Raw genomic sequence first — 26,300 nt, forward strand, 5'->3', positions numbered from 1 at the left:
TGTGAGGAGGAATACAAATGGAAGTAATCAAAATTTCACCGCGCGGTTACTGCTATGGGGTTGTTGATGCGATGGTGCTTGCGCAGCAGACAGCTAAAAACTTTGATCTGCCGCGTCCGATTTATATTCTCGGCATGATCGTACACAATCGCCACGTTGTAGAGGCGTTTGAAGATATGGACGTGATCACGCTTGATGGTCCAGATCGCATGGAGATGCTGGAGCGAGTGGAGAAGGGAACGGTCATTTTTACGGCACACGGCGTGTCTCCGCAAGTGAAGGAGCGTGCTCGTGAGAGAGGGCTGACAGTAGTCGATGCGACCTGCCCGGACGTTACGAAAACGCACGACTTAATCCGTGAGAAAACTGCGGAAGGCTACCATGTGATCTACATCGGCAAGAAAGGACATCCAGAGCCGGAGGGAGCGTTCGGTGTAGCACCGGGGCGGGTGCACCTTATTGAGAAAGAAGAAGATGTGGACAGGTTGCAACTTCATGATGAGAAGCTGATTGTGACGAATCAGACAACGATGAGTCAGTGGGATATTCGTCATATTATGAATAAGGTGATTGCATGTTACCCAGCGTGTGAAGTGCATAATGAGATCTGCCTGGCGACGCAGGTGCGTCAGGAAGCGGTTGCTGAGCAGGCAGGAGAAGCAGACTTGCTTATTGTAGTCGGTGATCCGCGCAGTAATAACTCTAACCGTCTGGCACAGGTGTCGATGGACATCGCAGGCACACAGGCATATCGGATTGGAGACCTAAGCGAACTCGATATTGAATGGTTGAAGGGTAAGCAAAAAGTTGCCGTGACGGCCGGAGCTTCTACGCCAACACCGTTGACGAAAGAAGTGATCAGATTTCTAGAGCAGTTCGATGAAACGAAACCGGAGACATGGGAGAAGAAGCGAACTGTGAATCCACAAAAAATGCTTCCTACTTATAAGGGGTAGCAATTAAAAAGCAGACAGACCATAAAGGACTGTCTGCTTTTTTGTTGCCGAATTATTGGGCATTATAGTTGTATTTTGTTTCCCTTGAACATATAATTTGCATGAGGGAAACTTTTTGATTGAAAAACTAGGTGGCTTCTTTCCGCCATAAAAGTTTCTTTCGGGAAAAATATTGTGATACAAGCAACTTTTAGGCACCGAGGTAATAGTATAAATCATTGAAAAATCAATTTTGCATGAGGGAAAATTAATTTGTCTAAAGAAAGATGACGTATGAAAATAGGAGGGGAAGGCGAAGGTGAATTCTCTAGATACTTCTAACCCGGAAGTTTACGCTAATCCATCATATAAAGCGGATAAGACACTAGAAGCTGCCCGTGCTTCGATTTCTGGACAACGCAAGGGAATACGGGCGTTACTGCCATTCCTAGGACCAGCATTTGTTGCATCAATTGCCTATATTGATCCGGGCAATTTCGCCACAAATATTCAAAGCGGATCTCAGTTTGGATATAAAATGCTCTGGGTAGTAGTAGTAGCAAATTTAATGGCGATGTTATTACAAAACATGTCCGCAAAGTTGGGAATTGCAACGGGAAAAAATCTATCAGAATTGTGTCGGGACCATTTTCCGAAATGGCTTTCCTATACGATGTGGGTAGTATCAGAATTTGCAGCGATGGCAACTGATTTAGCCGAATTTTTAGGTGCAACTCTCGGTTTAAATTTGTTGTTTGGGATACCGATGCTGTACGCAACATTTCTCACAGGTATTGCCACATATCTTATACTCATGTTGGACCGCTATGGATTTCGACCACTTGAAAAATTTATTGCCGGGTTTGCCCTCATGATCGGGGGGTGTTATATTGTCGAAACCTTCTTATCCAAACCAGACTTCGGTCAAGTAGTATACCATAGTGTTGTACCATGGCTAGGAAACGCCGATAGTATAATGTTAGCTGTAGGAGTTATAGGCGCAACGGTAATGCCTCATGCGATCTATCTTCATTCTAGCTTGACGCAAAACAGGATTGTACCACGTAATGATGAAGAAAAAATCAAGATTTACAAATTTAATACAAAAGAAGTCATTATTGCGCTATCGTTTGCAGGCTTTGTTAACCTTGCGATGATGTATATGGCTGCTTCCGTTTTTAACGACAAGGGTCATACCGATATTGCAGATATTCAGTCTGCTTACCACACACTTACTCCATTATTGGGATCTGCAGCAGCGAGTGTTTTCCTAGTTTCTCTACTTTGTTCTGGAATTTCAAGTTCTGTTGTAGGAACGATGGCAGGGCAAGTCATCATGCAAGGATTTGTAGGATTTTCTATTCCTATTTGGCTTCGACGAGTTATTACCATGTTACCGACTGTTATCGTTGTTGCTTTAGGCGTTGATCCAACGCAAACTCTTATAGTCAGTCAAGTGATATTAAGCATTGTACTTCCCGCCCCGATCATTGCGTTGATTTACTTTACTAGGAAGAAAGAGATCATGGGAGTTCTTGTGAATTCTAAAAAAGTAACCGTATTATCCATCATTTCAGCTACATTGATTTTAGGGTTAAATTTGTTCTTAATTTATCAAACCTTTGCAGATTTTCTTCACCTGTAGACATAGCATTAGAGATCACGTCAAAACAAAAATAAATTTCCCTAGAGTATTTTGAGCAAATGAAAAGCCTGGCATGTCCTTTATAGGATAGTATGCCAGGCTTTTGCTTGTATGTGATTTTTTTGTTTTAATAATTTTCAAAAAATACTTGCTGTACTAAGACAGAGGTGTTATGATACAGATAACAAGAAAACGGATATGGAGGGATTTTGTTATGATACAGAATCATGTAGGTCGCCAATATTGCCTGTCGCGTGAAATGAGATCATTTGTTGTCGAGGAGATGGATCGTCTATTCTTCGCCTGTCGTTATGAAGGTTCGAATGAAGGCTTTGTGATTGAGAAAGATGCATTCCATCGTCAGGTACAGCGCGGCCGCATTGTAGCAGGTCCAGTTGACACGGCACTCGCTATTTAAGTAGGAACCAGGCGTCAGTCCACCGCATAGGATACAGAGAAAAAGGTGATGCGGATGAGACGACGGGCATATAGGAGACAACAGAGCTCCTGTAATGAAGTGAAACAGGGGCACGTAGCGGTTCCAGAAAACTTTTTGATGATTCAGCAGTTCGTGGATAAAGGGGGAAATCCATGGCGGCTGAATCCGGTTGAGACAGCAGAACGAGTCGGAATCGCCAATTTAGGCTTTAGTCCGGGGGACAAATTTGTCTTCCGTAGCTACTATGTAGATTACGGTTCCGGTTTAAATCATGCACTGGTTGATGCGCAGCATGGAATTTGTAAGTTCCTTGTTGAGTTGTATCAACCGGTACGCCAAGGAGGCTCAGGTATCTGGGCCGTACAGAGAGTTACATTATTAGGTGTATAGTTGATCGATAGGAAAAGAGCAGGCTGCTAACAAGCAGCCTGCTCTTTTTATTTTACTTCAAGCGTTCCGCTGAATCCGACTTCAGGATGTCCGGGTGTATCCGAGATAAATGTGAATATGCCTTTTTTGACTGCCTGGAATTCAATGGTACTCAGCTCATCTTTTTTAAGGTCCCGTGAGAAAATATGATAATCAGGGAGTGTGAAATTGTGGACCTGATTATCAGCGTTGCGAATTACGAGCGATACGGTATCCCCCTGCTTGCATATTAGATGTTTGGGAGAGAATCCGTTTTTTGTGATCATAATCGTTTGGGACACTCGGGTTGTAAGTGTAAAAACACGGCCATGTTGCTGATTCCAGGCAAATACGGCTATATTGATCGCAAGCAGTAGCAGGACCCATCCAATACGAGTGCGACGCATTAACGTTGAGGACTTTCGGGGCCGGCACCCGGCTGTGTTTTGCTGCGGAACTGTTCAGCTAGATTAACTGTGAACAGATGGTGTGTCGGATAGAAATATACATACGGCTCAATGCGACGGTTTTCTGGTGTGATTTGGAACATCCACATTTCGGGAGTTGTCATTGTACCTTCGTTCATGCGGACATTGTAATAAACAGTATCCCAGTATCCATTTTTATAAGAGAGTAACGTTAATTGACCGTGCAGACGAGCAAGTGCATCGCTCGCAAAGCGCGGATCACGAATGACGGGAGCGGGGAAGACAGGTGTAAGTCCATTTTTATCTGTTTTGGTTCGGTATCCGTTCTCAGCTACTACGACTTCTGCATCTGCGAGCGGTTTCTGAGTAGTCGAATCAATGACTCTGACTTGAAGCGGAGCCCACCTGTCCCATTTGTTTGCACCTGGGATGTCAGGTCCTGGCTTTATAGGTGGCTGTAAGGTCAGGGGATCGCTGCTTTGACGCTGAACGGTCTTATATTTAAACTCTGGAAGAGGCTTGTGTTCGGGCTGTGGCGCCGCCTTAGTCTGGAGAGGCAAAGCGCTAAGCAGTGCAGACAGCAGAAGAGGGGGCAACCACTTTTTCATATGTTTTCCTCCAATCATGGGATTTTCACCAGCTTTTTGCCTTCGTAATAGAATTGCAGGATTTCGAGCATATTTTTGCTTTGTTTGTCTGCTAAGTATTGACTTCCATTTTGAGACATTTTTTGAGCGTTACGGTATTGATAGTTCGGGTCATTTGGATAGCCTGCACGATAGTTCAGCTCAAAAATTGTATCATCTTGTTTTACATAAGCAAGGTCCATGACTTCATCGAATGCAGCATTGGTACGCGGCATGCTAGTACCTTCCCGATACACCTGGAAGTTGGTCGTGTTATCAACCGCGAACTTCTGATTATCAATCGTTACCGTATTGAGCGCGTGGTACCAGGCGAACATTTTGATGGCCATTGCGCCAGCTTTCAGAGATTCGGGCTCCCAGGTTGGCAGCCATTCGTTCGGCAGTACATTACGGATATACGTTTCAAATGGCAGGGACATTACATACAAAATACGGCCGCGTGGATTCGGTTCACCACCTGGCTTACTCTCACGTACGGCCACAAGCAGACTGCCTGGAACGGGAGTTTGTCCAATCTTAGCTTCAGTTTGCGCGTTTGCTGCTGGTACGGTTCCAAATAGTTGGATCGCTAGACAAACGAGTAGAACCGCACACAGCGTGTAAAAAGAATAACGGCGCATGCATATTCCTCCTTTACTATGTAAGCATCTTTCTTGCTATGACTTAGTATGGGAAGAAACGGTTATTTTGTTCGTTGAAATAATTGGAAATTAGGATATAGGAAAAAGCCTGCATATTCTCTATAGGAGAGTATGTCAGGCTTCTTTATCGAATGTCTATGAGATTTTAAACTGTTTCATTAACTGCTCAAGATTTTCAGCTGTTTTGAACAAGGAAGAAGCCGATTCTTGAATGTTATTCATAATAGCCAATTGATCTTCAGCGGATTCTACAATTTGATTTGTATTATCAGCAGATTGTTTCGCTACATGGTTCATAGATTCTACAGAAGCAGTGACCTCTTCTGTGCTTGCAGACATTTGTTCCGACACAGCAGACATTTCCTGAATTTGATCGGAAGCATTTTCGACAACATGCATAATTGTGCTAAACATTTCATTTACCTGGTGAATGACAGAAATACCGGATTGTACATTTTGTTTGTTTTCATCCATGGATTGAACAGCTTGGTCGGTATTGATTTGAACCTTCGTAATCAATTTACTAATTTTATCTGCGGATGCTCCGGTTTGGTCAGCCAGCTTCCGAATTTCATCGGCGACAACAGCAAACCCTTTGCCAGCTTCGCCAGCTCGCGCGGCTTCGATAGCGGCATTTAATGCAAGTAAGTTGGTTTGTGCTGCTACTTCAGTAATCAGTTGAAGGATTTGTCCAATTTCTTTTGAGTCATCGTTAAGTGTTTGCACAATAGATGCTGTCTTTTGTGTGGCATCTTGTATTGATTTCATTTGTTGAATCGATTGTTGAATCGATGAGTTCCCTTGATGGACTTGATTTATGATTTCGGTAGAGCCTTCTGCGATAGTAGAAGCTGTTTCGGCTACACGTTGAATACCGATGGCCATTTCTTCGATTGCTTGTACACTTTCTTCCGCACTTTTTTCTTGTATGATTGCTCCATTTGCCACTTTCTGAACGGAAACGGTTAGTTCATTAGCTGAGTGCGTTCCTTGATCGGTATTCGTTTTTAATTGAGAAGCGGAAAGAGCGACATTGTCTGTAGTTTCTTGTATATTTTCAAGCATGTTCTTGATGTTCGTTTTAATCTCAATGAGAGCAATCGCTAGATCTTTAATCTCGTCTTTCCGGCGTAATGATCGCTCAGAAACTTCAAAAGAAAAATCTCCATTCGCCATTTTCTTACAGTGTTCAATTGTTCGTCTGATTGGTTGTACGATATTTCTTGTGATAAATACGAGTATCACCGCTAGGATAATAACTCCCACAATGGCCATGATCGCATTTGTTGTCATAATTTTATTGGAATCAGCCATGACCTCATTCATAGGTGCAGCTACAACGTACGCCCAAGGAGTAGTCGTATTTCCAATTGGAATCGGTTGTGTAACTTTATATAAATTTGTTTTAGCAGTTGGAGAATAGTCCGTAATCGTATAGCCTGTTCCGGTTGTTAGAGCGTGTTTAAGCTGTTCTTTGTTCTGTAATCCTTTCATATCGTCTATTGTTTTACCGATATTATCCTTGTTTGGATGAGCGACAAATGTACCATTGCTCGATAAAAGTACACCAAATCCAGAATCATAAACTTTGAGTTTGCTGTTCAATTCATTCAAATGGTCAAGAGAAACGTCAATTCCCACAACACCGATGAATTGGTCATGTACAAACATGGGAACAATTAACGAGGTAATCAGTACTTTTTTTCCATGTATTTCGTAAAAGTATGGATTCATGATGGTTTCTTTTCCGGATTTCTTAGGAAGGAAATAGTAATCAAAGTCACTCGTTTCTTTCATAGACTCCGTTCCTTCGATACGTGAAGTAGTGATACCGTTGTCTCCACGCGCCCAGAATAAGCTGAAGCGTCCAGCTTGGTCATAATCACTTGCATAGCGGGTCTGGATGGCTTTATCTCCTAAGGCATTTGGTTCAGAAACACTCCATACACCGAGAAAATCTTTGTTTTTTTCTAACGTGCTTTTTAACATATTTTTATATGTGTCCGGTGATATGTTATTTGATTCTTTCATTGATTCGATTGTGTACGCGAGTGTACGGGCTGAATCAAGAGGGGATTGGAGCTGCAAAGAAATACGATTTGCTTGTTCAGTTGCCAATGATTTTGCTAGTTTTTCGGCTTCTTTTTCTGTCATATTTTTGGATAAAACCGATGTTGTGCCGAATATTGCAGAAAATATTAAGAGAACAGCACCGAGAATAATGAGAAGACTTCGTGTTTGTAGGTTCATTACCTCTTACTCCTTTGGGTATTAAAATTCAGGTCCATTGTACTAATGATACGTCACTTTCATATAAATGGTAAATAAAATATTTGTACAATTTCGTACATTATTTGCGTACAGATGCAAGCCTAAGGAAAGTACCTGCGTAAGAAAAAACCGCAATCCCTATTTCCAATAGGAGTTGCGGCTAAAAATATATGGGGGGTTCTGTGGGAATTTGGTGTTCCATTTACTTATTCACATAGAAGTGTAATGGGTAAGTTCGGTATTGAGCAGGCGGTAGTTTTTCTGTCGTATAAAATCCTGCCGGAGCTTGTAATAGCTGCGGAATACGGTTTACAATTGTGGCACATGTCAGTTCAACCGTCGCCGGACAGGAAATTTTCACTTCTGTATTGGGCTCGCCTTTAATCACCCAATCATTACGATCAACTTCATTTTCTGCATATACTTTTCCGATGCACTCCGTCACGATTACAGGTCCCTGATGTGTTACAGTTGTTACGACCGCAGACATGCCTGTAGCATCTCCTGCTGGAATGGTTTTATCTAATGTTTGTGAATACAAGTCTTGTTTACATGTAGTTGGCACAAGTTCTTGATTCATTGATTTTATGGTCCAGCCGAACTGTGAGCATAACCATTCGTTCGCATTCCACATGAAGGACGGCAATTCATTATTGCATGCAATTTTCTCTTCGAACTCTTGCAACGTTAGTCCAGCGCCATGAACGTTAGCAAGTGCAATCCCATATTCTTCAACGTTATAACTGGACTGGCCTTCGATACGGATAATTTGATGTGTGGCACCTGCTAATGTTGTAATCAGATTTCCCCAGAATACATCTTGGTAGCCGGAGCCGGTTAATGTGCAGTTGTTTTCTTTTGCCAGACGATCCAGGCGGTTCGTTAGTGCTGGTGCTGTTGTCCATGGGTAGAATGCTTCTTCGCATGTGCTAATGGCATTTACACCATGTTTTGCTGCTAATTCAAACGCTGCATATGTATCAGATAGCAGACTTGTAGTTGAAATGATACAAACATGAGCGTCACACTCTTTGAACACTTGCTCTGCATCAGAGCGAACAGGAATATTGAGTTGAACGCCTAACTCTGCTACCTCTCCGATATCTTTACCAACACGACTTGGATTACGATCAATTGCTCCAACGATTTCTGCTCCTTTTTCATAAAGGTATCGAAGAAAGTACTTTCCCATTTTTCCACAGCCATATTGGATTACTCTTATTTTTTCTCTCATCTTTTCTCTCCCATTTCTATTTTTTCATAGCATCGATTCTATAGTAACGATTAATTTACTTTTTTTCAATAAATGTGTTATTTTTATATTTTTATCCAAAAATGATGTCGTAAGAAATGTGCAGGTGGAATTAAAAGAATACTTGCAACTTGTCAACTGAATCTTTTAATAGTATATTTACTATAAAAAGATAATTAAGGGGAGGATATTTTTATGAATGACTTTGTATCTCTAGTAAAAGAAAGACGTTCGGCTAATAAGTTTATTCAGGGAGTGACAATTCCCCAAGAAGAGTTAGACGAGATGTTTTCTCTTGCCAAATTTGCTCCTTCAGCATTTAACCTACAGCATGCACATTATGTAGTTGTTACGGATCCTGATATAAAGGAAAAGGTATACGAGGCTGCATACAAACAATATAAAGTTCATACAGCTTCAGCAGCTATTCTAGTACTCGGAGATACACAAGCATATCAAGAAGTAGAGAAGATTTATGAGGGAATGCTTCATTTAGGTGTGTTAAATAAGCAAGAGTATGATATGACTGTAGAAAGCATAATTCAGATGTATGAGAATGGTGGAGATATGTTCAAGCGGGATGAAGCCATTCGAAACGCTAGCTTATCCGCTATGCAGTTTATGTTAATCGCAAAATCGAGAGGCTGGGATACTTGCCCTATGATCGGTTTTGATCCTGAAGTTATGCGGAAAACGTTACATATCCCAGATAGGTATATTCCGGCTCTACTAATTACAATCGGGAAAGAGGATACCTCCAGCCAGAGACCACGTGGATATCGTAAGCCAGTGAGGGAATTTGTTACATATCAATCGTTTTGACTATAAAAAACCTGACATTCTACTCCTATACGGAAGATGTCAGGTTTTTATTTATGATCTTTATAGTTGTTCGAATTGTGGTGATAAAGTTCTAGGTATAAAGTATCCAATCGTATGAGATTTATGTTAAAATCAGTGAATAATATGAGGTTATATAGTTTGGTATGCTAGATAAGGTGGAGAGAGGGCGAAATAGAAATGAAAAAAATGAAATTTTCTTTGCAACATTTAATTGTATTTGTCGCTCTTTTAACATTTATTTTTACTCTCGGCAGCAGTTTATGGAGTGGTTATAGTACTGATAAACAAGCGCTTATTACAAATACCTTAGAAACCAATCGTGTATATGCTCAAAAACTCGCAAAAACAACAAATATTTTTTTGAAATCGACGATGCAAACTTTACAATACAGTTCCAAGGATATTGCTCCTTTTATGAATAAGGATGAGGGAAAACTTCTTCATGAGGCGAATCGTTTAAAAATACAGACAAATATTTTTAACTCTGTGATCATCGCGAATGCTGAAGGTAGAATTTTAGCTACATCACCCCAGTCTCTGCATATAAAAAACAAAATGCTCACATCGCCTGGCGGTCAGCAAGCTTTAAAAGAAAGAAAGCCGCTTATCTCAAAACCATATACTGCCATAATAGGAAAACTTGTTATCTTTATTTCATATCCCATTACCGATGAAAAGGGAAACTATCTTGGGCTAGTGGGGGGGACGCTTTATTTGAAGGAAACGAATGCATTGAATGAACTGCTAGGACAGCATTTTTATAAAGATGGTTCCTATGTTTATGTAGTAGATGGGGATGGCCGCATTATTTATCATCAGGATCCTACCCGAGTCAACGATCTTGTAGCAGAAAATCATGTCGTTCAAAAGCTTATAAAAGGAAAGAGTGGAGCTGAACGAGTGATAAATACGAAAAGCAAAGACATGCTTGCTGGGTATGCATATGTTCCAATTGCGGATTGGGGAATCGTTTCACAGCGTCCAATAGAGATGGCATTAGCACCTGCTACGAATATGATTAATGAAATGATAAAAAAATCACTTCCTTTCTTACTCGTATCGCTACTAGTTATTTGGTGGATTTCTAAGAAGATTGCTCAACCTTTGCATCAATTGGCGCATTATACTGAGAACAGCACAGAATTTAATCAAGAAAAAAGCATAGAGAATGTATCTGCCTGGTACTATGAAGCGATTCAATTGAAGAAATCCCTTCTGCACAGCTTAGCTTTCTTGCATGATAGAATTAATGATTTTATGTATCAGTCTACAACTGATCCATTAACAAATCTCACAAATCGCCGAACAATGGATGAAAGAATGAAGAAATGGACAGAAAGCAGCACGCCTTTTTCATTAATCTTATTGGATATCGATCACTTCAAGAGTATTAATGATACGTATGGACATTCTGCAGGGGATGAAGTTTTGATATTGTTAGCGAAAAACATGAGAGAAGTTACGCGGGAGCAGGATGTATGCTGTCGTTTCGGAGGAGAGGAGTTTCTGATCCTTCTTCCTTATACGGGGAAAAATGAAGCCTCTAAGGTAGCGGAACGATTACGAAGGAGTATGGAAACAAGCACAAGTTCATTTGGCGAGGTTGTAACCATTTCAGCGGGGATTTCTTCTTATCCTGATTGTACAGCTGAAATAACAAAACTAATCGAGTTAGCAGATGAATGTTTGTATAAAGCTAAAAAAAGCGGAAGGAATCGTACGATTGTATTTGAGAATTCTACTAGCACGCAGAACAGTGCCCCCTATTAGATAACTTGACTCTGTTTTGTAATAAAAGCCTGACATCTTCCTTATAGGATCGTATGTCAGGCTTTTATATGTTTCTATAGGGGCTCCTATATACTACAGCCGCAGCCTCCGCTTGAGCAGGATGGCGCAATCTCTTCTAGGCGACCAATTGGAAACGCTTTTTCTTCGTCTGAAGAGCGGAAGTGGCCCCATGCCATAACGCCGTTCAGGTAGCGGACAAAAAACGGTTCCTCATAGCCGATCACGATATATTCCTGACCGGACATATAATCATCTGGATCAAGCAGATAAGAGCGGGCCATAAAAAATTTTGATTCGAGAATCGATGCTTCCGAAATATATCCAGCCTGGTATTTACGCATGCTTTCCTGCCGAAGCTTCTGCATCTCGGCTTGTAGCTGTTGTTGAGTCATTTCGCTGTAGCGAATCATATGTGAACCTCCTATTCGAGTAGCTAATACCGTTAGTATAGCATAATGCAAACGAGGCTGCCCCAGTCGCTGTGCTACAGCTTTTGGGGCAGCCTCGTTTGTTAGTGTTATTGCATCTGTCCGCTATACGGAATCTGAGAGAGATAGCTGTTGAATTTCTGATACGCTTGATCGAGCTTCGGCTGCTGGGCAGCTTCAAGTGTATATATCCCTTGCTGGAACATGACATTATAGATGTCACGTGCGCACTGGTGCGTTTCTGTCAGGCACGTCATGATAGCTTGATGCAAGGAATCGTGACTTGCCTCACGTGTTGCGATGTTGAAGCCATCTGTTAAATACTTTTCAGTCGACAGAATGTCTGTGATGCGATCCATATCAGACATAGTTGTACCACTTGACTGTGCAGCCGGAGTTTTTGGATTTCCGATTTGTGTGTTTGGCATGCCGATTCCTCCTTATTGTGCTGGCAGTGATGCTGTTACGGAATTGTTGTTGTTCTGGCAGTGTTGAAGCAGCGTATTATAATGGCGCTGGTGCATCTGACCAGCCTGATCAATGATCTGTTTGATCTGCGGGTCGGTACATTCCTGTGCGTAGTGACTGCATTTTTTTGCGGCGACGAGCAGCCAGTTCATTTGGTCTTCTAAATAACCGAGGTCTTTTCCCGTAATTACTTGCGGTGGGGTGGTTAACATTGGTTGTTGAGCCTGACTTTGGCCTGTCATTTGTTGCTGCATAATGGATGCTCCTTTCAATCGTAGTGTACAGCTAGTAGTGTGTACAAAAAAAGCTGACGCATGCACTCATGCGTCAGCCATTGTAAGTTTTGCAATTTGGATGGTAATCGTGTGCAGTTCAATATTCAGATGCTGCACATACGTATCATATATATACTGTCGCACGGTTTCTGCGACTGCTGGCAGGGAAGAGCTGCGTCCTGTTTTTAGATGAAGTTCTACTGTGACAGTTGGCAGGTCATTTAGGTGAACTTCAATCTTGCCAACTCCTTCTACTTCAGGAACGGCAAGACAGCTCAAGGTTACCAGCTTGCGGAGCACGGTCTCAGCCACATGCATACGTCCACCGCCAAAATCAGGCTGCACAATCGTCGTCTCGCCAATGACTTCTTTGCGAGCGGAAAAAATCTGCTTACCCTGCTTAATCAAGCGGGAGAAGAAATTCTGATCTACCTGAATGTGTGGAATCGGAATGACATGCTTACCTTCTGTTTGACGTGTATATAAGGCTGCTTTGATCTGGCTGGATGAGCGAATATCTTCAATGGAAATGTACGTCTGAATCGGGCCGACTTCGAGTGCATCGGCAATGCGATTCACCATTTTACGCGATGTACCGAGTAAAAGAATGCGCTCGATGCCGTACGCTCGAATAGCATCTCGTACTTCTGTTCGATGCTCATCATAGAAAAAAATGGCCCGTTTAACAGCCTGCACGGTTGTTTTCTCATACTTGGCAGATGTACCGCATACTTTGCGCCCGCGATAAATCAGCAGGCCATCATCAATAATGGCCTGAATGTTATATTTATGTGCGACCTCAAGAGCGCTTGTGCTTTTGCCCGTTCCACTCGGGCCATGCAATGCAAAAACGTCCATACTGTGTCTCCTTTTGCTGAATAGAAGCGATTATTTGGATGTAATGGAGGACTGGGCGCCCATTTCTTCAGAACGTTCAGTAGCACGACGGATGCAAGCGCGAATAGCTTCCTGGAAACCATGCTCGGCCAGTACTGCCAGGCCAGCGGCGGTTGTGCCGTTCGGACTCGTTACATTGCGGCGTAGAACATCCGGCTCAGCACCTGGTTCAAGCAGCATGTTCGCAGCACCGATGATCGTTTGTAGGATGAGACGGCGGGCCACCTCAGGCGCAAGGCCGATGTCGCGTCCTGCGTCTTCCATTGCTTCTACGAGATAATATACGTAAGCCGGACCACTACCAGACAGTCCAGTAACAGCATGCAGTTCTTCTTCTTTGACAACTTCTACGATTCCAACCGCTTCAAAAATTGCTGTCGCAATCGCCATATCTTCATCTGTTGCATATTGACCTGGAGCAAGTGCGGTAGCGGACATGCCGATAGCCGCTGATGTGTTCGGCATAGTGCGAATAACGGCTGCATTATGACCGAGCAGACTGGAGATATAGTCTGTTGGTGTGCCAGCTAGCACCGAAATCACGAGTTGATCAGGACGTGTAAATGAACGAATGCCCTCGATTGCCGAGTCCACATCTTTTGGTTTCATAGCCAGTACGAGAATATCGGCTGTGCGAATGGCTGTTTCTTTGTCGGGTGCGGCAATGCCATAACGAGTAACAAGTTCGGTTATGCGCTCGCTGTTGCCACGGTTGCTCGCGAAAATTTGCTGAGAGGGCAGCAGTTTTTTCGAGACTAGCCCTGAGATGAGAGCTTCTGCCATGGAGCCTGCGCCGATGAAACAAATGCGTTTTTCCTGAAGCATAAGTAGGTACCTTCCTTAACGAATTTGGCCTGCGCCATGAATGATATATTTTGATGATGTGAGCGCTGGAAGTCCCATTGGGCCGCGTGCATGCAGCTTCTGGGTGCTGATGCCAATTTCGGCCCCGAAGCCGAATTCGAATCCATCGGTAAACCGGGTGGATGCGTTATGGTAAACGGCAGCGGAATCGACGCGAGTGAGAAATGCACGTGCATTTTCAGCTGATTCAGTAATGATCGCTTCCGAATGTTTGGTGCTAAAACGGTTAATATGAGCAATCGCTTCTTCAACAGAATCCACGATACCAATTGTCATAATGTAATCATTATATTCAGTTGACCAATCTTCGTCCGTCGCAGGGAGGATCGCCAGGTCAGGAGCCAGCTCACGGGTACGTGCGCAGCCACGCAGTTCCACATTTTTCTCTGTGAGAGCAGTTAGGATGTCAGTGAGATGCTGCTTGGCCCAGTCTGTATGAACGAGCAATGTTTCAGCGGCATTGCAGACGGCTGGCCGTTGTGTTTTGGCGTTGAGTACAATGTTTGTCGCCATGTCCAGCTTTGCGCTTGCATCGAGATAGATGTGGCAGTTACCGGCCCCTGTCTCAATAACCGGAACAGATGAATTCTCAACAACAGATCGGATAAGTCCTGCACCACCACGTGGGATGATAACATCGAGATAACCGTTCAAGCGCATCATGCGATTTACTTCTTCTCGTGTGCCTTCATCGAGCAGTTGGATGGCTTCAACCGGGATTGCTGTGTCCGTCAGTGCTTCGCGCAAGATGGTAACAAGTGTCCGGTTAGAATGAAGAGCGGAGGAGCTTCCGCGCAGGACGACTGCGTTGCCTGCTTTTAGGCACAGACCGGCTGCATCTACGGTTACGTTCGGACGCGCTTCATAAATGATGCCGATAACGCCGAGCGGAACCCGTACTTTTTCGACCTGCAAGCCATTTGGCAGCTCCCACGCTTCGAGAACATCACCGACTGGATCAGCGAGAGTCGTAACCTGACGTAGTCCGTCTGCCATATCTTTAATGCGTGCTTCTGTTAAGGTCAGGCGGTCAAGCATGGCATGCGTAATGCCGCTTTCTTTGGCAGCAGTTGTATCTTGCGTGTTCGCTTCAATAATATGTGCCATATGTGTCTCAAGCGCATCTGCCATGGCGAGAAGCGCTTGATTTTTTTGTTCGGTAGTCAGAGCTGTCATCGCAGCTGCTGCTTCACGTGCGTGAGTCGCTTTATCGATCAGATTCATTGAATAATCTCCTCCCGTGTGTCTTCTTTATCTTCTTCCATATATAACGTTACCCAGTTGTCGCGGTGAATCGCCTCGATCCGGGACGTTCCAAGTACTTCTTGACAGGCTGGACCAGATTCACCTTTAACCTGGCGAAGTTGATTTGCATCATAGCGTACTTCACCTTTGCCAAGGCGGCGGCCCAGTGTATCCCATACTTCTACCACATCACCTGCTAAGAAGCTTCCACCGACGTCTGTGATGCCAGATGGTAAGAGACTTTTTCCTCCGTATAGAAGGGCAGAAGCAGCACCCGCGTCGACTTCAATTCGTCCCGCACAGTCCGCATGGAAGGCGATCCATTGCTTGTGTGATTTAAGGGAGCCTTGCATTTCGTTACGGAAATACGTCCCTGCTCCTTCGTTTGCGAGAATACGCAGCAGCTTATCGGCTCCATCCCCGGTTCCAACGAAGATTTCGATGCCAAGGGAGAGAGCAAACTTGGCGGCATTAATTTTCGAGCGCATGCCCCCGGTGCCAACGCTTGAGCCTGCACCGCCTGCAAGCGCCTCAATCTCCGGTGTAATCTCATGTAGGAGACTGAATTTTCGCGCATGTGGATTTGAGCGAGGGTCCGCATCGTATAAACCGTCTGTATCAGTTAGGATCATTAGACCATCGGCATGTAGAAATCCGGCCACAAGTGCGGAGAGCATGTCGTTGTCACCAAAGGTTAATTCATCGACAGCCACACAGTCATTTTCATTAATAATCGGAATCATGCCCCGTTTAAGTAATTCATTCAGCGTATTGTACGCGTTGTGATAACGATTCCGTTTGGCAAAATCGTCTCGTGTCAGCAGAATTTGTGCGGCGGTTAATCCGTGTATGCCGAGTCCTTCATTGTATGCTTGAATAAGAAGCCCCTGACCAACCGCTGCAGCTGCCTGTTTGCCTTCGATAGTTACAGGGCGGGATGGATAACCAAGTGCGGTAAATCCAGCCGCAACTGCTCCGGACGAGACAAGAATGACATCATGCCCTGCCTGGCGCAGAGCTGCGAGTGCATCCACATGTCCGATTAATTTCTCGTGGGACAGCCCGCCGTTCGGATTGGTAAGAGAACTGCTGCCAATCTTCACTACTATGCGATTTTTCTTTTTGTTATCCATCCCGATCTCTCCTTTGTTTTATGCCAATAAAAAAGCCTTTCGTCCTTATTGAAATAAAAGGACGAAAGGCTAGCTTCCGTGGTACCACCTTGATTGACGCATGATTGTCGATATGCGCCCGCTCTCCTTTTTGGTAACAGGGTGAGGGAACCCCGGCTAGCTTCATTTGCCAGCACTCAGAGGGAGGTTCGGACATGCCATACGGCGAATCTCGCAGCCATGGATTCGCTCTCTGATCGCTGGGCGTATGTCGTACTAGTCCTCGTCAACGCATTGTGTATAAGTACTTTCATTATGTTGTCCCTTTATCCAATTGTCAAGCCAGCGTAAAAAATTGTAGATTGCATAATCTGTCAATCACTGCACACGCTAGTAAATGATTCTTTGGGAAGAAACGGGGGAACTGCCATGGTTGATTTTAAAAAGCCGAAAATAATCAAGTCAAAAAATAAACAGGAAGATGGCGAGGAAGAACAGAAGCAGCCATCGCCTGACATTACAGCATTCAAAAAAGATGATCGGCAGCTTCCGCCGTTTGATCAAATTCCGATCGATCCATCCAGCGAAGTGAACACAGCACGTTTGAAGGAAGCGTTCGATAATGTGGATGTGTTTGTCGCCCACTCGCTTCGTTTTGCACGGGCCCAAAAAGATGAGGAAGCGCCGCTATGTGGTGCGATTTATTTTTTGGACGATCTCGTTAATGAAGTGGTTGTTGATCTGCACATTCTACATCCATTGCTTGATATGGGACCGGGCCCATTCCTTACGAACATTGAGGAAGAAGTGTTAACGGCGAAGAAGTTCGCTCCGGTCGAAGATTTCAAAACAATGGTGGAAATGATTACATCCGGTTGTACGGTTGTGCACATTGATGGAATGAGGCATGCTGTTGCGGTGATTACACCGGGGTATCCTACCCGTTCCGTATCGGAGCCGGAGGCAGAGCCGCTTGTGCGCGGTCCGCGCGAAGGATTTACTGAGAAACTTCAAGATAATACAGCACTCATCCGTAAACGAATGCGTACACCTGATTTAAAGTCTGAGATGATCAAGCTTGGTCATCGCAGTCATACGGCTGTTTGCCTGATGTATATACGTGACCTCGTAGATGACAACGTGCTGGCTGAATTACATGCCCGTCTGGATCGCATTGATATTGATGTGTTGATTGAGAGCGCGGAGTTAGAGGAATTAATTGAAGACCAGGTATATTCACCATTTCCGCAGATTTTATCAACGGAGCGGGCAGACAAAGTTGCGTCGGCGCTAGGTGAGGGACGGATTGCGATTATTATTGACGGCACTCCATTCGTTCTGATCGTGCCGTCTGTATTTTTTGATTTTATGCAGGCGAGTGAAGATTATTATCAGCGCTTTTATTTTTCTGTGGTTATTCGATTGCTCAGAATCTTTACCTTTTTGATCTCGCTGCTTGGCCCGTCTCTTTATGTGGCGATTACGACCTTTCATCAGGAGCTGATTCCCACTCCGTTGTTGCTGACGGTTATTTCCGCACGTTCTGGTGTCCCCTTTCCTGCTTTGGTCGAAGCACTAGTGATGGAAGTTTCATTTGAAATTTTGCGGGAAGCAGGTGTTCGACTGCCGCGTCCGGTGGGTTCTGCTGTAAGTATCGTAGGCGCGCTGGTCGTCGGACAGGCCGCTGTAGAAGCGGGGGTAATCTCGCAAGCCATGGTCATTGTGGTAGCGTTTACGGGCATTGCGTCCTTCACCATTCCAGCGTTTAATCTCTCGATGTCCACGCGTCTGCTCCGTTTTCCGATCATGCTGATTGCGGCGAGTCTTGGATTGTACGGAATTGCACTGGCGCTTGTCGTGCTTGGGGTTCATATGTGTTCCTTGCGTTCGTTCGGTGTTCCGTATATGGCACCGGTCGCTCCAGCGTATGCGCGGATGTGGGGAAGTGAAGTACTCGTTCTTCCATTTGGTCACCGCAAGACGCGTCCGGCTTACATTCAGACGAAAGACATACAAAGTCATGGACCGAATCAGAAGCCGATGAGCGAGGAGGGAGGAAAACAGTGAAGCGGCGAGCATTTTTTTTATGGACAGTATGGCTGATGCTTCTTCCGCTGCTTCAGGGGTGTGGAACGTCGTCCGGGGGCTTAGCGGTACGGGAATTGAACAGGCTGAATGTCGTATTGGCAAGTGGAGTTGACTATGACGAGCAGAAAAAGCAGTTTGTCATTACGATTCAGTCGTTAAAGCCGGCCAAAGAAAAAAATAAACCGTCATCACCGGATGCTGTGTATACGGCAACAGCTTCCGGCAATACCGTTATGGAGGCCGCCCGGAATTTACGTGCGTTTACATCTGGCACATTGATCTGGTTTCATAGCAAAGTCATTGTACTTGGAAAAGATGTGCTGAAGGATAATCACTTGAGAGAGGTAATCGACTTTTTTGCCCGAAATCGGGAGAACCGGTATTCCAGTTGGGTGCTTATCGCACAAAATTCCGCTAAAGAGATTATTACGTCCCAGGCAGGAAGTGAAGTTGCGATTGCTGACGAACTGCTTGGCATTATTAGTAATCAGGCGGAGTATGCACAGTCAGCCACGCTTATGTTACGAGATATGATGAACAGCTATACAAGTCCATCGCGTACGTTTGTTACAAGTATAGTTCGCAAAACCTCGCAGGGGAAAAAAAGCTTCATTGAAATTCGCGGGGGTGCTGTGGTTAAAAATGGGGTTTACGAGACGGACCTGGCTCCTGAAGAGTTACGTTCTCTACGTTGGATTCGTAAGATTACGGATGTGGAGCCAGGTAGCGTGGTTTCGATTCCGCTTCATAAAGAAACAACAGGAGATGAAGCAAAAACCGCTGTTGAGCTACGGATTCAGAAACGAAAGCAACATGTCGAGATTCGTAATGATGTTCCGCGTGTTTCAATTGAATTACAAATTAGCGCTACCTTAATGGAAAGTGATACTGAATTCAACCTAAAAGACCCGAAGACCCAGGAAAAATTAAAAAAGGAACTAGATATGTTCGTGCAGCAAAATATACAGCAATTGCTAACGAAAATGCAAAAAGAAAAAAAGACCGATGTTTTCGCATTCGATCAGCTTATCCATCGGCAGCATAAGGAATATTGGCGTACGCACAAGAAGGAATGGGATCGAATTTATCCTGAGATTCCGGTTACGGTCACGATTGTATGGAATAATCTTCGCTACGGTATGATTACACAATTGGAAAGGAGCGGGGCTGATTGATCTGGTTTCTGCTGTTTATCGTATTTATGATTTACTGCGTTGTAACGATCCGTAATCTTAAAAGGCAGAAAGAGCGAAAAGAATTAATGGTGTTCTCGGTTATTAGTATCCTATCGATCTCAATCATTGCTGCTCATCTGCTGCTGGATGTTCCTCCTCTTATGAACTATTTGTTTCGCTGGATGGGACCGTTATCTGAACAAATAACGTTCTCACTCTTTGGTATTAAACTGCAAGGAGGAAGTTAACGTATGCTTGAAGACGGACGAATTTCATGGGGACAGCTGTTTATTCTTCTGATTGTGTTTATAACGGGGCTAGCGAGCAATTTGACTTCGGACTTTGCACTGGTGCGTCAGGATGGAGTGATTGCAGACGTATTGGTAATTCCATTTAGTATCGTAACATTTCTTATTATTCATGAACTGCAAAGGAGACACCCAGGACAGACTCCTTATGAGTATGGGAAGACAATTCTGGGGAGGTGGGGTGGAATACTGATTGGTATTGTTTATCTGTATATCACCATCGAAATTTCCATGATGCTGCCGAGAGTTTTTGGGGAGTTTGTCGTTACGGTTTTGACACCGGAAATTCCAGTTGAGGCCTATACGATCACGATGGTGCTTGTGGGTGTATATGTAGTGTATGCTGGGATCGAAGCGATTGCCCGGTTTACTCAGATGGCATTTCCCTTTTACGTATTTATCCTTGGTTTTATTAACTTTTTCTTGATTAAACAAGCGAAAATTGAAAACGTATTTCCGTTTTTTGACCATTCTGCTGGAGAGATTGCTTATGCTACGTATTTGCAGTACGTATTTCCGATGGGGGAGGTCGTACTGTTTTCCAGTATCCTGCCATATGTGAGAGGAAAACGACCAAAGTTTTTTTCACCCTTACTGGCCATTGTAGTTAGTGGTTTGTATTTGGCATACCGTGTGTTTATAACCGTCGGGGTTCTAGGCAAAGAGACAGTAGGAATATCTACATATCCATTCATCCAGGCGATTCGTTTTATTAAAATTGGCGAATTTATTGAACGACTTGATCTGCTATTTTTAGGGATTTACATTATGATTACAGTTGTTGAATTTAGTCTTATTTTTTATATGCTCGTTCAGGGAGTGGTACAGATGACGGGGATAAAAGATCGGAAGGCGATTACATTTCCGCTTGGTCTCTTGATTATTGGCCTGTCCCAAGTATCCGTTAGTAACACACTAGACCAGACTCGATATATGTCAGAGGTTCGGTTTCTTACTTCACCCATCTGGATGTTTATCATCCCCCTGCTGCTTCTAGTGATTAGCCGGATTCGCTTTGGTAAGAGGACTACCTCAGGAGGAAAGCAGGCAGTGATACGTACAGATGAGATGCCAGAAGTGAATAAAGTTCAGACATAACCAGGCGATTTTTCGTCTGGTTTTTCATATGGCGTTCGCGTACAATGAAACACGGCTTGTGTTTTACAAATCATCGATTTTTCCTTACAATTATGAAGAATATAGGGCAGTAAGAAAGGGGTCTAGACCTGAATGATTCAAGTGAAAGACTTGCATAAATATTATGGAAGCCTGGAAGTTCTGAAGGGCATTGACTGTGTAATTAATGAGAAGGAAGTAGTCAGTGTTATCGGTCCGTCCGGGTCTGGGAAAAGTACATTTTTACGCTGCCTGAATGGGCTTGAGGAATTGACAAGCGGGCAGATTATTGTAAATGGACATAACCTGGCTGATCCAAAGGTAGACATTAACCAGGTACGTACGGAAGTAGGAATGGTATTTCAGCGCTTTAATTTGTTCCCGCACAAGACTGTGCTGGAGAACGTAATGCTCGCACCAATCAAAGTATTGAAAAAAGATAAAGAACAGACGCGTAAACGTGCTATGGAACTGCTTGGAAAAGTAGGGCTGGCTGACAAGGCAGATGTTTATCCAGATCGCCTGTCCGGGGGACAAATGCAGCGTGTAGCGATTGCGCGTGCGCTTGCGATGAATCCGAAGGTTATGCTGTTTGATGAACCGACCTCGGCACTGGATCCAGAACTCGTTGGGGAAGTACTTGCGGTTATGAAGGAGCTCGCTCAGGAAGGTATGACGATGGTTGTTGTGACACATGAGATGGGATTTGCCCGCGATGTGTGTGATCGGGTTATTTTTATGGACCAAGGTATCATTATGGAAGAAGGCCGCCCGGAAGATGTATTTACGAATCCGAAAAATGACCGGACGCGTGAGTTCCTGCGCAAAGTAATCAATGTACCGGAGAAAGCATAACGCATGAGTGATAAAACAATTGCCTGTAGGGGATTTCTGCATGGATTTACGCATCGTTATGAGAATCCGGTCCAATACTTGCTTGCGCTCGGCGATGATACGATCGTGCTGAATGAGTGGATTGGGAAGACGGTACGTATTGCATTTCTTGAGCGGATTGCTTGTATTTCGTGCGGACGCTCGATTAAGAAGACATACAATAGTGGGTACTGTTATCCGTGTTTTACGAAGCTGCCAGAGAATGACCTGTGCATTGTAAAGCCGCATGAGTGTCATCATCATCTTGGTACGTGCCGCGACCCGGAATGGGGCGAAGCGCATTGCATGATTCCACACTATGTTTATCTTGCGGTGAGCAGTGGTGTTAAGGTGGGGCTTACACGCAAACATAACGAGCGCAAGCGTTGGGTAGATCAGGGAGCGGTACGGGCGATTCCGATCGCGGAAGTGCCGAATCGTAAGCTCGCAGGAGAGCTTGAGGTTCACCTTACTCAATTTGTAGCGGATAAGACTGACTGGCGAAAAATGCTCAAGGGCGATGTGACGCTTGTTGACTTGCTTGCGGTGCGAGATGAGCTATATGCACAGTTCCCGGACGCGTTCCAGCCGTATCGGATCGAAGAGGATGAATGGTTGGACATTGTCTATCCGATACTGGAACAGATTACAAAAGTAAAAGCGTATAATCTGGACAAGCAGTCTGTCATTGAAGATGAACTGATCGGGATAAAAGGGCAGTATATGATTTTTAAGGGGGGCGTATTAAATATACGCAAATTCTCCGGCTATGAAGTAGAGATGAGTGTGTAGTAGGGGAAGAACGATTACAAAGTGGGAAAAGGCGACTGCCTTTTCCTTCTGTATTATAGGAGAGAGACGGATGAAGGCAAATCGATGGATTGTATGGATGATGCTTGCGATGCTGCTGCTTGTCACTGCGTGTGGACAAGGCTCTCAATCAGTAGAGCATACAGATAAAAAAGCAGAGAGATCTTCGCAAACATCAGATGGATTCCCGGTAACATTACAAGATAAAAGCGGCACAGACGTGAAAATCGCCAAAAAACCGACACGAATCGTTTCGATTATTCCGAACACGACGGAGATTGCGTTTGCGATTGGCGCAGGCAATGAGATTGTCGGAGTATCTAATTATGATAACTATCCCGCAGGAGTAGCCAAAAAGCAAAAAGTCGGTGATTTAAAAGTAAACAGAGAAAAAGTAGTAGCGCTGAATCCTGATTTGGTACTCGCAGACAGCAGCAATGGTGAAGCTATTAACACATTGCGCAAAGCTGGACTTACTGTACTTGTAACAGAAGCGAAAAACATCGACGAAGTATACAAATCAATCGGGCTAGTCGGTCAGGCGACTGGACATACGGGAGAGGCAGACAAGCTTGTTCATAACATGCAAGCAGATGTCCGAGCCGTCCAGGAAAAAGTAAAGACGATTCCAGATGAGAAGAAACCAAAAGTATGGGTAGAAGTAGATCCATCCCTGTTCACAGCAGGTAAGGGTACATTTATTGATGATATGATAACGCTCGCAGGAGGTAAGAATATCGCATCTGATGTGGCGGGCTGGAAACAGTTATCGGAAGAAAAAGTGCTAGAACGCAATCCAGATATCATTTTAAATACATACGGCTATTATGATAAGGAAGCAACTGCCAAAATTTTAAACCGTCCGACATGGCAGCATGTAAAAGCAGTACAGGCCAAGCGAGTCCAAGCACTTGATTCAGATATCGTAATCCGGCCAGGGCCGCGCATTACACAGGGATTGCAAGAAGTTGCTCGTGCTCTGCATCCGGATTTGTTTAGGTAGCAGGGTGAAATGAATATGAAGCGAGATCAACTAGGATGGAGGAGGCGGCTGGCCGCATGGCTGCTTCCTCTTTTTTGTCTGCTTGTTGTAGTGGTGATAGGAAGTGTATCGGTTGGGAGTGCAGACCTGTCTGTCGGTTCAGTATGGAAAATTATCATGTCCCGATTTATGTTTACAGGTTCAATGGAGCCGAATTGGACACAGGCAGCAGAGACGATTGTATGGGAGATTCGGCTGCCACGCGTTGTACTTGCTGTACTTGTCGGAGCCGGACTGGGTGCCGCAGGAACGGCGTATCAGGGGATTCTGCGTAATCCGCTTGCAGATCCGTACATCTTGGGCGTGTCCTCGGGTGCATCAGTGGGAGCGGCGGCATTTATACTGTTTGGAAGCGGTTGGAGTATCGTTGGTTCGTGGACCCTTCCGTTTGTCGCATTTCTCTGTGGTCTTGCCACGTTGTTGGTCGTTTACCGACTGGCCAGCATTAACGGAACGATTCAGGTGGAGACGCTGCTGTTATCCGGCGTAGTCGTGCAGTCGTTTCTCGGTGCAGGGCTATCCTTGCTTATTTCGCTGTCCAGGGAGAAAATACAAGACATCGTGTATTGGATGATGGGGAGCCTGGCACTTGCTGACTGGCAGTCCGTCGTCGTCATTGCCCCGTATGTGCTTGGAGGGATTGCTGTTATGTGGCTGTGCACAAGAGAATTGAATATTTTGGCACTGGGTGAGCAAAAGGCACACCATCTCGGGATGAATGTACAGCGTATCCGCCTGGTATTGCTCGTAACCGCCTCGCTTGCAGCGGGAGCTACTGTTGCGGTGTCGGGAGTGATCGGATTTGTAGGTCTGATTATTCCGCATATGATGCGTTCGATTGTAGGCTCTGACTATCGGGTTTTGCTTCCGGTATCAGCAGTAGCTGGTTCCATTCTTTTGGTGATGGCAGATACGATCGCACGTACCATACTTGACCCGCAGGAATTGCCTATTGGTGTCATCACAGCATTTTTAGGGGCTCCGTTTTTTGCGTATTTGCTGCGCAGACGGCGTAAAAACTTTTGGTAAAGGAGGCGGAGGGATGCTGCGTGCGAATGAGATTTCGCTTACGCTTGGAAGCAGGCAGATCCTTGACGGAATTAGTCTGGAGGTAAAAAGGGACGAGATACTTGGTGTACTGGGCCCAAATGGTTGTGGGAAATCTACGCTCGTTAAAGTACTATCCCGCTTGCTTGTACCGAATAAAGGGGAGATTCATCTAGATGGTCAACCTCTGACTTCTTACAGTTCCAAACAGTTAGCGCGCAAGATGGCAGTCGTCAGCCAGGACGGTCTTGCACCGCTACCGTTAACTGTAGCGGAAGCCGTGCAAATGGGGCGGTATCCTCACCAACGACTATGGAAGAAGGATGCCATCCGGGATGAAGAAGTCGTACAGCAGGTGCTCATCCGCACCGAGCTTACAGAACTGGCTGGCAAGCCGCTTGATAGGCTAAGCGGTGGCGAGCGGCAGCGTGTGGCGATTGCCTGTGCAATGGCGCAGGAGCCGGAAGTGTTGCTGCTTGATGAGCCGACGACTTATCTAGATATTGGCTATCAGATTGGGATTCTTGACTTGCTGCGCCGCTGGCAGCAGGAGACCGGTGGGGCGGCACTGTTGGTACTGCATGATCTGAATCTGGCGGCACAATATTGTGATCGATTGATGCTGATGAAGAGCGGAAGCGTGGTATGCAGTGGTTCGGTAGAAAAAATCATGGAGACGGCATTATTGACCGATGTATACGGAGTTCGCCCACTTGTTGTGCCACACCCGAATTTGCACGTTCCACAGGTGCTTCTGGAGCGGACGTCATGCAAATAAGTGGGTGATAGACACTGGTTCATAATAATGTCCATCGGGAGCAAAGATAGATCCGTGTGCTACGCAAGTCTGTGATGTTGTTGTATAATGAATGATAGTAATTATAAGGAAATAGGAGCTTATTATGGCTGAAAAACAAATCCGATATTATGGGTATAACAAATGCGGTACGTGCCGCAAAGCGAAAAAATGGCTGGATGAAAATGAAATAGCTTATGAGGACATCGCGATTGTAGACGCGCCGCCATCCAAAGAAGAACTGCGCACGTACTGGCAGCAGAGCGGACTTGAGCTTAAGAAGTTTTTCAACACAAGTGGCCAATCGTACCGTGAACTTGGTCTGAAGGATAAATTGAAAGACATGTCTGAGGATGAAATGCTCAATTTGCTTGCATCCGATGGTAAGCTCATCAAGCGACCGCTTATTGCAGGAGCTGGTAAGGTAACAGTTGGCTTCAAAGAAGATGATATGGC

Annotated in this window: 28 protein-coding genes and 1 other annotated feature (1 of these 29 cut by a window edge); of the genes, 16 read left to right on the forward strand and 12 right to left on the reverse strand. The window is 44.7% G+C overall.

What is annotated here, in order from left to right; genetic code table 11:
- The first annotated feature begins 17 nt into the window (after positions 1-17).
- The 4 genes from PO771_RS02480 to PO771_RS02495 all read left to right on the forward strand — a co-directional run bounded on the left by PO771_RS02480 (position 18) and on the right by PO771_RS02495 (position 3,409).
- Positions 18-956 carry a 4-hydroxy-3-methylbut-2-enyl diphosphate reductase gene (locus PO771_RS02480; RefSeq protein ID WP_272561726.1) on the forward strand — a complete coding sequence of 313 codons (939 nt, stop codon included), beginning with the start codon at positions 18-20 and terminating at the stop codon, positions 954-956.
- A 298-nt stretch (positions 957-1,254) separates the two neighbouring features.
- Positions 1,255-2,580 carry an Nramp family divalent metal transporter gene (locus tag PO771_RS02485; protein WP_272561727.1) on the forward strand — a complete coding sequence of 442 codons (1,326 nt, stop codon included), beginning with the start codon at positions 1,255-1,257 and terminating at the stop codon, positions 2,578-2,580.
- A gap of 214 nt (positions 2,581-2,794) precedes the next feature.
- Positions 2,795-2,998: a hypothetical protein gene (locus tag PO771_RS02490; protein WP_272561728.1), complete on the forward strand. Its 204-nt coding sequence runs from the start codon at positions 2,795-2,797 to the stop codon at positions 2,996-2,998.
- A 54-nt stretch (positions 2,999-3,052) separates the two neighbouring features.
- Entirely contained in the window at positions 3,053-3,409 is a 357-nt protein-coding gene (locus PO771_RS02495) for a hypothetical protein (protein ID WP_272561729.1), read from the forward strand.
- A 47-nt stretch (positions 3,410-3,456) separates the two neighbouring features.
- Here the strand turns inward: PO771_RS02495 and PO771_RS02500 are convergent, their stop codons facing one another.
- From PO771_RS02500 to PO771_RS02520, 5 genes are all read right to left on the reverse strand, one after another.
- Positions 3,457-3,834, reverse strand: coding sequence for a cupredoxin domain-containing protein (locus tag PO771_RS02500; RefSeq protein WP_272561730.1), 378 nt, complete (start codon positions 3,832-3,834; stop codon positions 3,457-3,459).
- Positions 3,834-4,463: a hypothetical protein gene (locus tag PO771_RS02505; RefSeq protein WP_272561731.1), complete on the reverse strand. Its 630-nt coding sequence runs from the start codon at positions 4,461-4,463 to the stop codon at positions 3,834-3,836. The genes PO771_RS02500 and PO771_RS02505 overlap by 1 nt, the downstream gene beginning before the upstream one ends.
- 14 nt (positions 4,464-4,477) lie before the next feature.
- Entirely contained in the window at positions 4,478-5,122 is a 645-nt protein-coding gene (locus PO771_RS02510; protein ID WP_272561732.1) for a SpoIID/LytB domain-containing protein, read from the reverse strand.
- A 156-nt stretch (positions 5,123-5,278) separates the two neighbouring features.
- Positions 5,279-7,393 (reverse strand): methyl-accepting chemotaxis protein, encoded by a 2,115-nt coding sequence (locus PO771_RS02515; RefSeq protein WP_272561733.1) that lies wholly within the window; start codon positions 7,391-7,393, stop codon positions 5,279-5,281.
- Positions 7,394-7,616: 223 nt separating this feature from the next.
- Positions 7,617-8,648 (reverse strand): NAD(P)H-dependent amine dehydrogenase family protein, encoded by a 1,032-nt coding sequence (locus tag PO771_RS02520; protein ID WP_272561734.1) that lies wholly within the window; start codon positions 8,646-8,648, stop codon positions 7,617-7,619.
- A 213-nt stretch (positions 8,649-8,861) separates the two neighbouring features.
- Here PO771_RS02520 and PO771_RS02525 point away from each other — a divergent pair, with 213 nt between their 5' ends.
- Together PO771_RS02525 and PO771_RS02530 are read left to right on the forward strand one after the other, a co-directional pair.
- Positions 8,862-9,488: a nitroreductase family protein gene (locus PO771_RS02525; RefSeq protein ID WP_272561735.1), complete on the forward strand. Its 627-nt coding sequence runs from the start codon at positions 8,862-8,864 to the stop codon at positions 9,486-9,488.
- A 198-nt stretch (positions 9,489-9,686) separates the two neighbouring features.
- Positions 9,687-11,279 carry a sensor domain-containing diguanylate cyclase gene (locus PO771_RS02530; protein ID WP_272561736.1) on the forward strand — a complete coding sequence of 531 codons (1,593 nt, stop codon included), beginning with the start codon at positions 9,687-9,689 and terminating at the stop codon, positions 11,277-11,279.
- Positions 11,280-11,365: 86 nt separating this feature from the next.
- Here the strand turns inward: PO771_RS02530 and PO771_RS02535 are convergent, their stop codons facing one another.
- The 7 genes from PO771_RS02535 to proB form a co-directional block, all read right to left on the reverse strand.
- Positions 11,366-11,710 carry a DUF1811 family protein gene (locus PO771_RS02535; RefSeq protein ID WP_272561737.1) on the reverse strand — a complete coding sequence of 115 codons (345 nt, stop codon included), beginning with the start codon at positions 11,708-11,710 and terminating at the stop codon, positions 11,366-11,368.
- Between the two features lie 107 nt (positions 11,711-11,817).
- Entirely contained in the window at positions 11,818-12,156 is a 339-nt protein-coding gene (locus tag PO771_RS02540; RefSeq protein WP_272561738.1) for a spore coat protein, read from the reverse strand.
- A gap of 12 nt (positions 12,157-12,168) precedes the next feature.
- The gene (locus tag PO771_RS02545) at positions 12,169-12,468 is read right to left on the reverse strand and encodes a hypothetical protein (RefSeq protein ID WP_422664974.1); all 300 of its coding nucleotides are present in this window, start codon (positions 12,466-12,468) and stop codon (positions 12,169-12,171) included.
- Between the two features lie 48 nt (positions 12,469-12,516).
- A complete protein-coding gene (locus PO771_RS02550) occupies positions 12,517-13,329 on the reverse strand; it encodes a hypothetical protein (protein ID WP_272561739.1) in 813 nt (270 codons plus the stop codon).
- Between the two features lie 30 nt (positions 13,330-13,359).
- A complete protein-coding gene (gene proC, locus PO771_RS02555; protein WP_272561740.1) occupies positions 13,360-14,193 on the reverse strand; it encodes a pyrroline-5-carboxylate reductase in 834 nt (277 codons plus the stop codon).
- Between the two features lie 15 nt (positions 14,194-14,208).
- Positions 14,209-15,456 (reverse strand): glutamate-5-semialdehyde dehydrogenase, encoded by a 1,248-nt coding sequence (locus PO771_RS02560; protein ID WP_272561741.1) that lies wholly within the window; start codon positions 15,454-15,456, stop codon positions 14,209-14,211.
- Positions 15,453-16,610, reverse strand: coding sequence for a glutamate 5-kinase (proB, locus tag PO771_RS02565; protein WP_272561742.1), 1,158 nt, complete (start codon positions 16,608-16,610; stop codon positions 15,453-15,455). Before proB ends, PO771_RS02560 begins: the two co-directional genes overlap by 4 nt.
- A gap of 54 nt (positions 16,611-16,664) precedes the next feature.
- Positions 16,665-16,888, reverse strand: a binding site (T-box leader).
- Between the two features lie 130 nt (positions 16,889-17,018).
- On the opposite strand from proB, the gene PO771_RS02570 reads away from it, so the two are divergent.
- The 10 genes from PO771_RS02570 to PO771_RS02615 form a co-directional block, all read left to right on the forward strand.
- Entirely contained in the window at positions 17,019-18,656 is a 1,638-nt protein-coding gene (locus PO771_RS02570) for a spore germination protein (protein ID WP_272561743.1), read from the forward strand.
- On the forward strand, positions 18,653-19,852 hold the full coding sequence (locus PO771_RS02575; protein WP_272561744.1) for a Ger(x)C family spore germination protein: 1,200 nt from the start codon (positions 18,653-18,655) through the stop codon (positions 19,850-19,852). Before PO771_RS02570 ends, PO771_RS02575 begins: the two co-directional genes overlap by 4 nt.
- Positions 19,849-20,100 (forward strand): hypothetical protein, encoded by a 252-nt coding sequence (locus tag PO771_RS02580; RefSeq protein ID WP_272561745.1) that lies wholly within the window; start codon positions 19,849-19,851, stop codon positions 20,098-20,100. The genes PO771_RS02575 and PO771_RS02580 overlap by 4 nt, the downstream gene beginning before the upstream one ends.
- 3 nt (positions 20,101-20,103) lie before the next feature.
- Entirely contained in the window at positions 20,104-21,258 is a 1,155-nt protein-coding gene (locus PO771_RS02585) for a GerAB/ArcD/ProY family transporter (RefSeq protein WP_272561746.1), read from the forward strand.
- A gap of 132 nt (positions 21,259-21,390) precedes the next feature.
- Positions 21,391-22,131 (forward strand): amino acid ABC transporter ATP-binding protein, encoded by a 741-nt coding sequence (locus PO771_RS02590; RefSeq protein ID WP_272561747.1) that lies wholly within the window; start codon positions 21,391-21,393, stop codon positions 22,129-22,131.
- Between the two features lie 3 nt (positions 22,132-22,134).
- Positions 22,135-22,941, forward strand: a complete 807-nt coding sequence (locus PO771_RS02595) for a DUF2797 domain-containing protein (RefSeq protein ID WP_272561748.1) — start codon at positions 22,135-22,137, stop codon at positions 22,939-22,941.
- 70 nt (positions 22,942-23,011) lie between these two features.
- Positions 23,012-23,962: an ABC transporter substrate-binding protein gene (locus tag PO771_RS02600; RefSeq protein ID WP_272561749.1), complete on the forward strand. Its 951-nt coding sequence runs from the start codon at positions 23,012-23,014 to the stop codon at positions 23,960-23,962.
- A gap of 15 nt (positions 23,963-23,977) precedes the next feature.
- Positions 23,978-25,030: a FecCD family ABC transporter permease gene (locus tag PO771_RS02605; RefSeq protein WP_272561750.1), complete on the forward strand. Its 1,053-nt coding sequence runs from the start codon at positions 23,978-23,980 to the stop codon at positions 25,028-25,030.
- Between the two features lie 13 nt (positions 25,031-25,043).
- Positions 25,044-25,826 (forward strand): ABC transporter ATP-binding protein, encoded by a 783-nt coding sequence (locus tag PO771_RS02610; protein WP_272561751.1) that lies wholly within the window; start codon positions 25,044-25,046, stop codon positions 25,824-25,826.
- A gap of 124 nt (positions 25,827-25,950) precedes the next feature.
- On the forward strand, positions 25,951-26,300 hold the 5' portion of the coding sequence (locus PO771_RS02615; protein WP_272561752.1) for an arsenate reductase family protein. 16 nt of this gene lie beyond the right edge of the window; only the first 350 of its 366 coding nucleotides appear in the window; its start codon is at positions 25,951-25,953; its stop codon lies beyond the right edge, outside the window.

This window comes from Aneurinibacillus uraniidurans (assembly GCF_028471905.1).
In the GTDB taxonomy this organism is placed as follows: domain Bacteria; phylum Bacillota; class Bacilli; order Aneurinibacillales; family Aneurinibacillaceae; genus Aneurinibacillus; species Aneurinibacillus uraniidurans.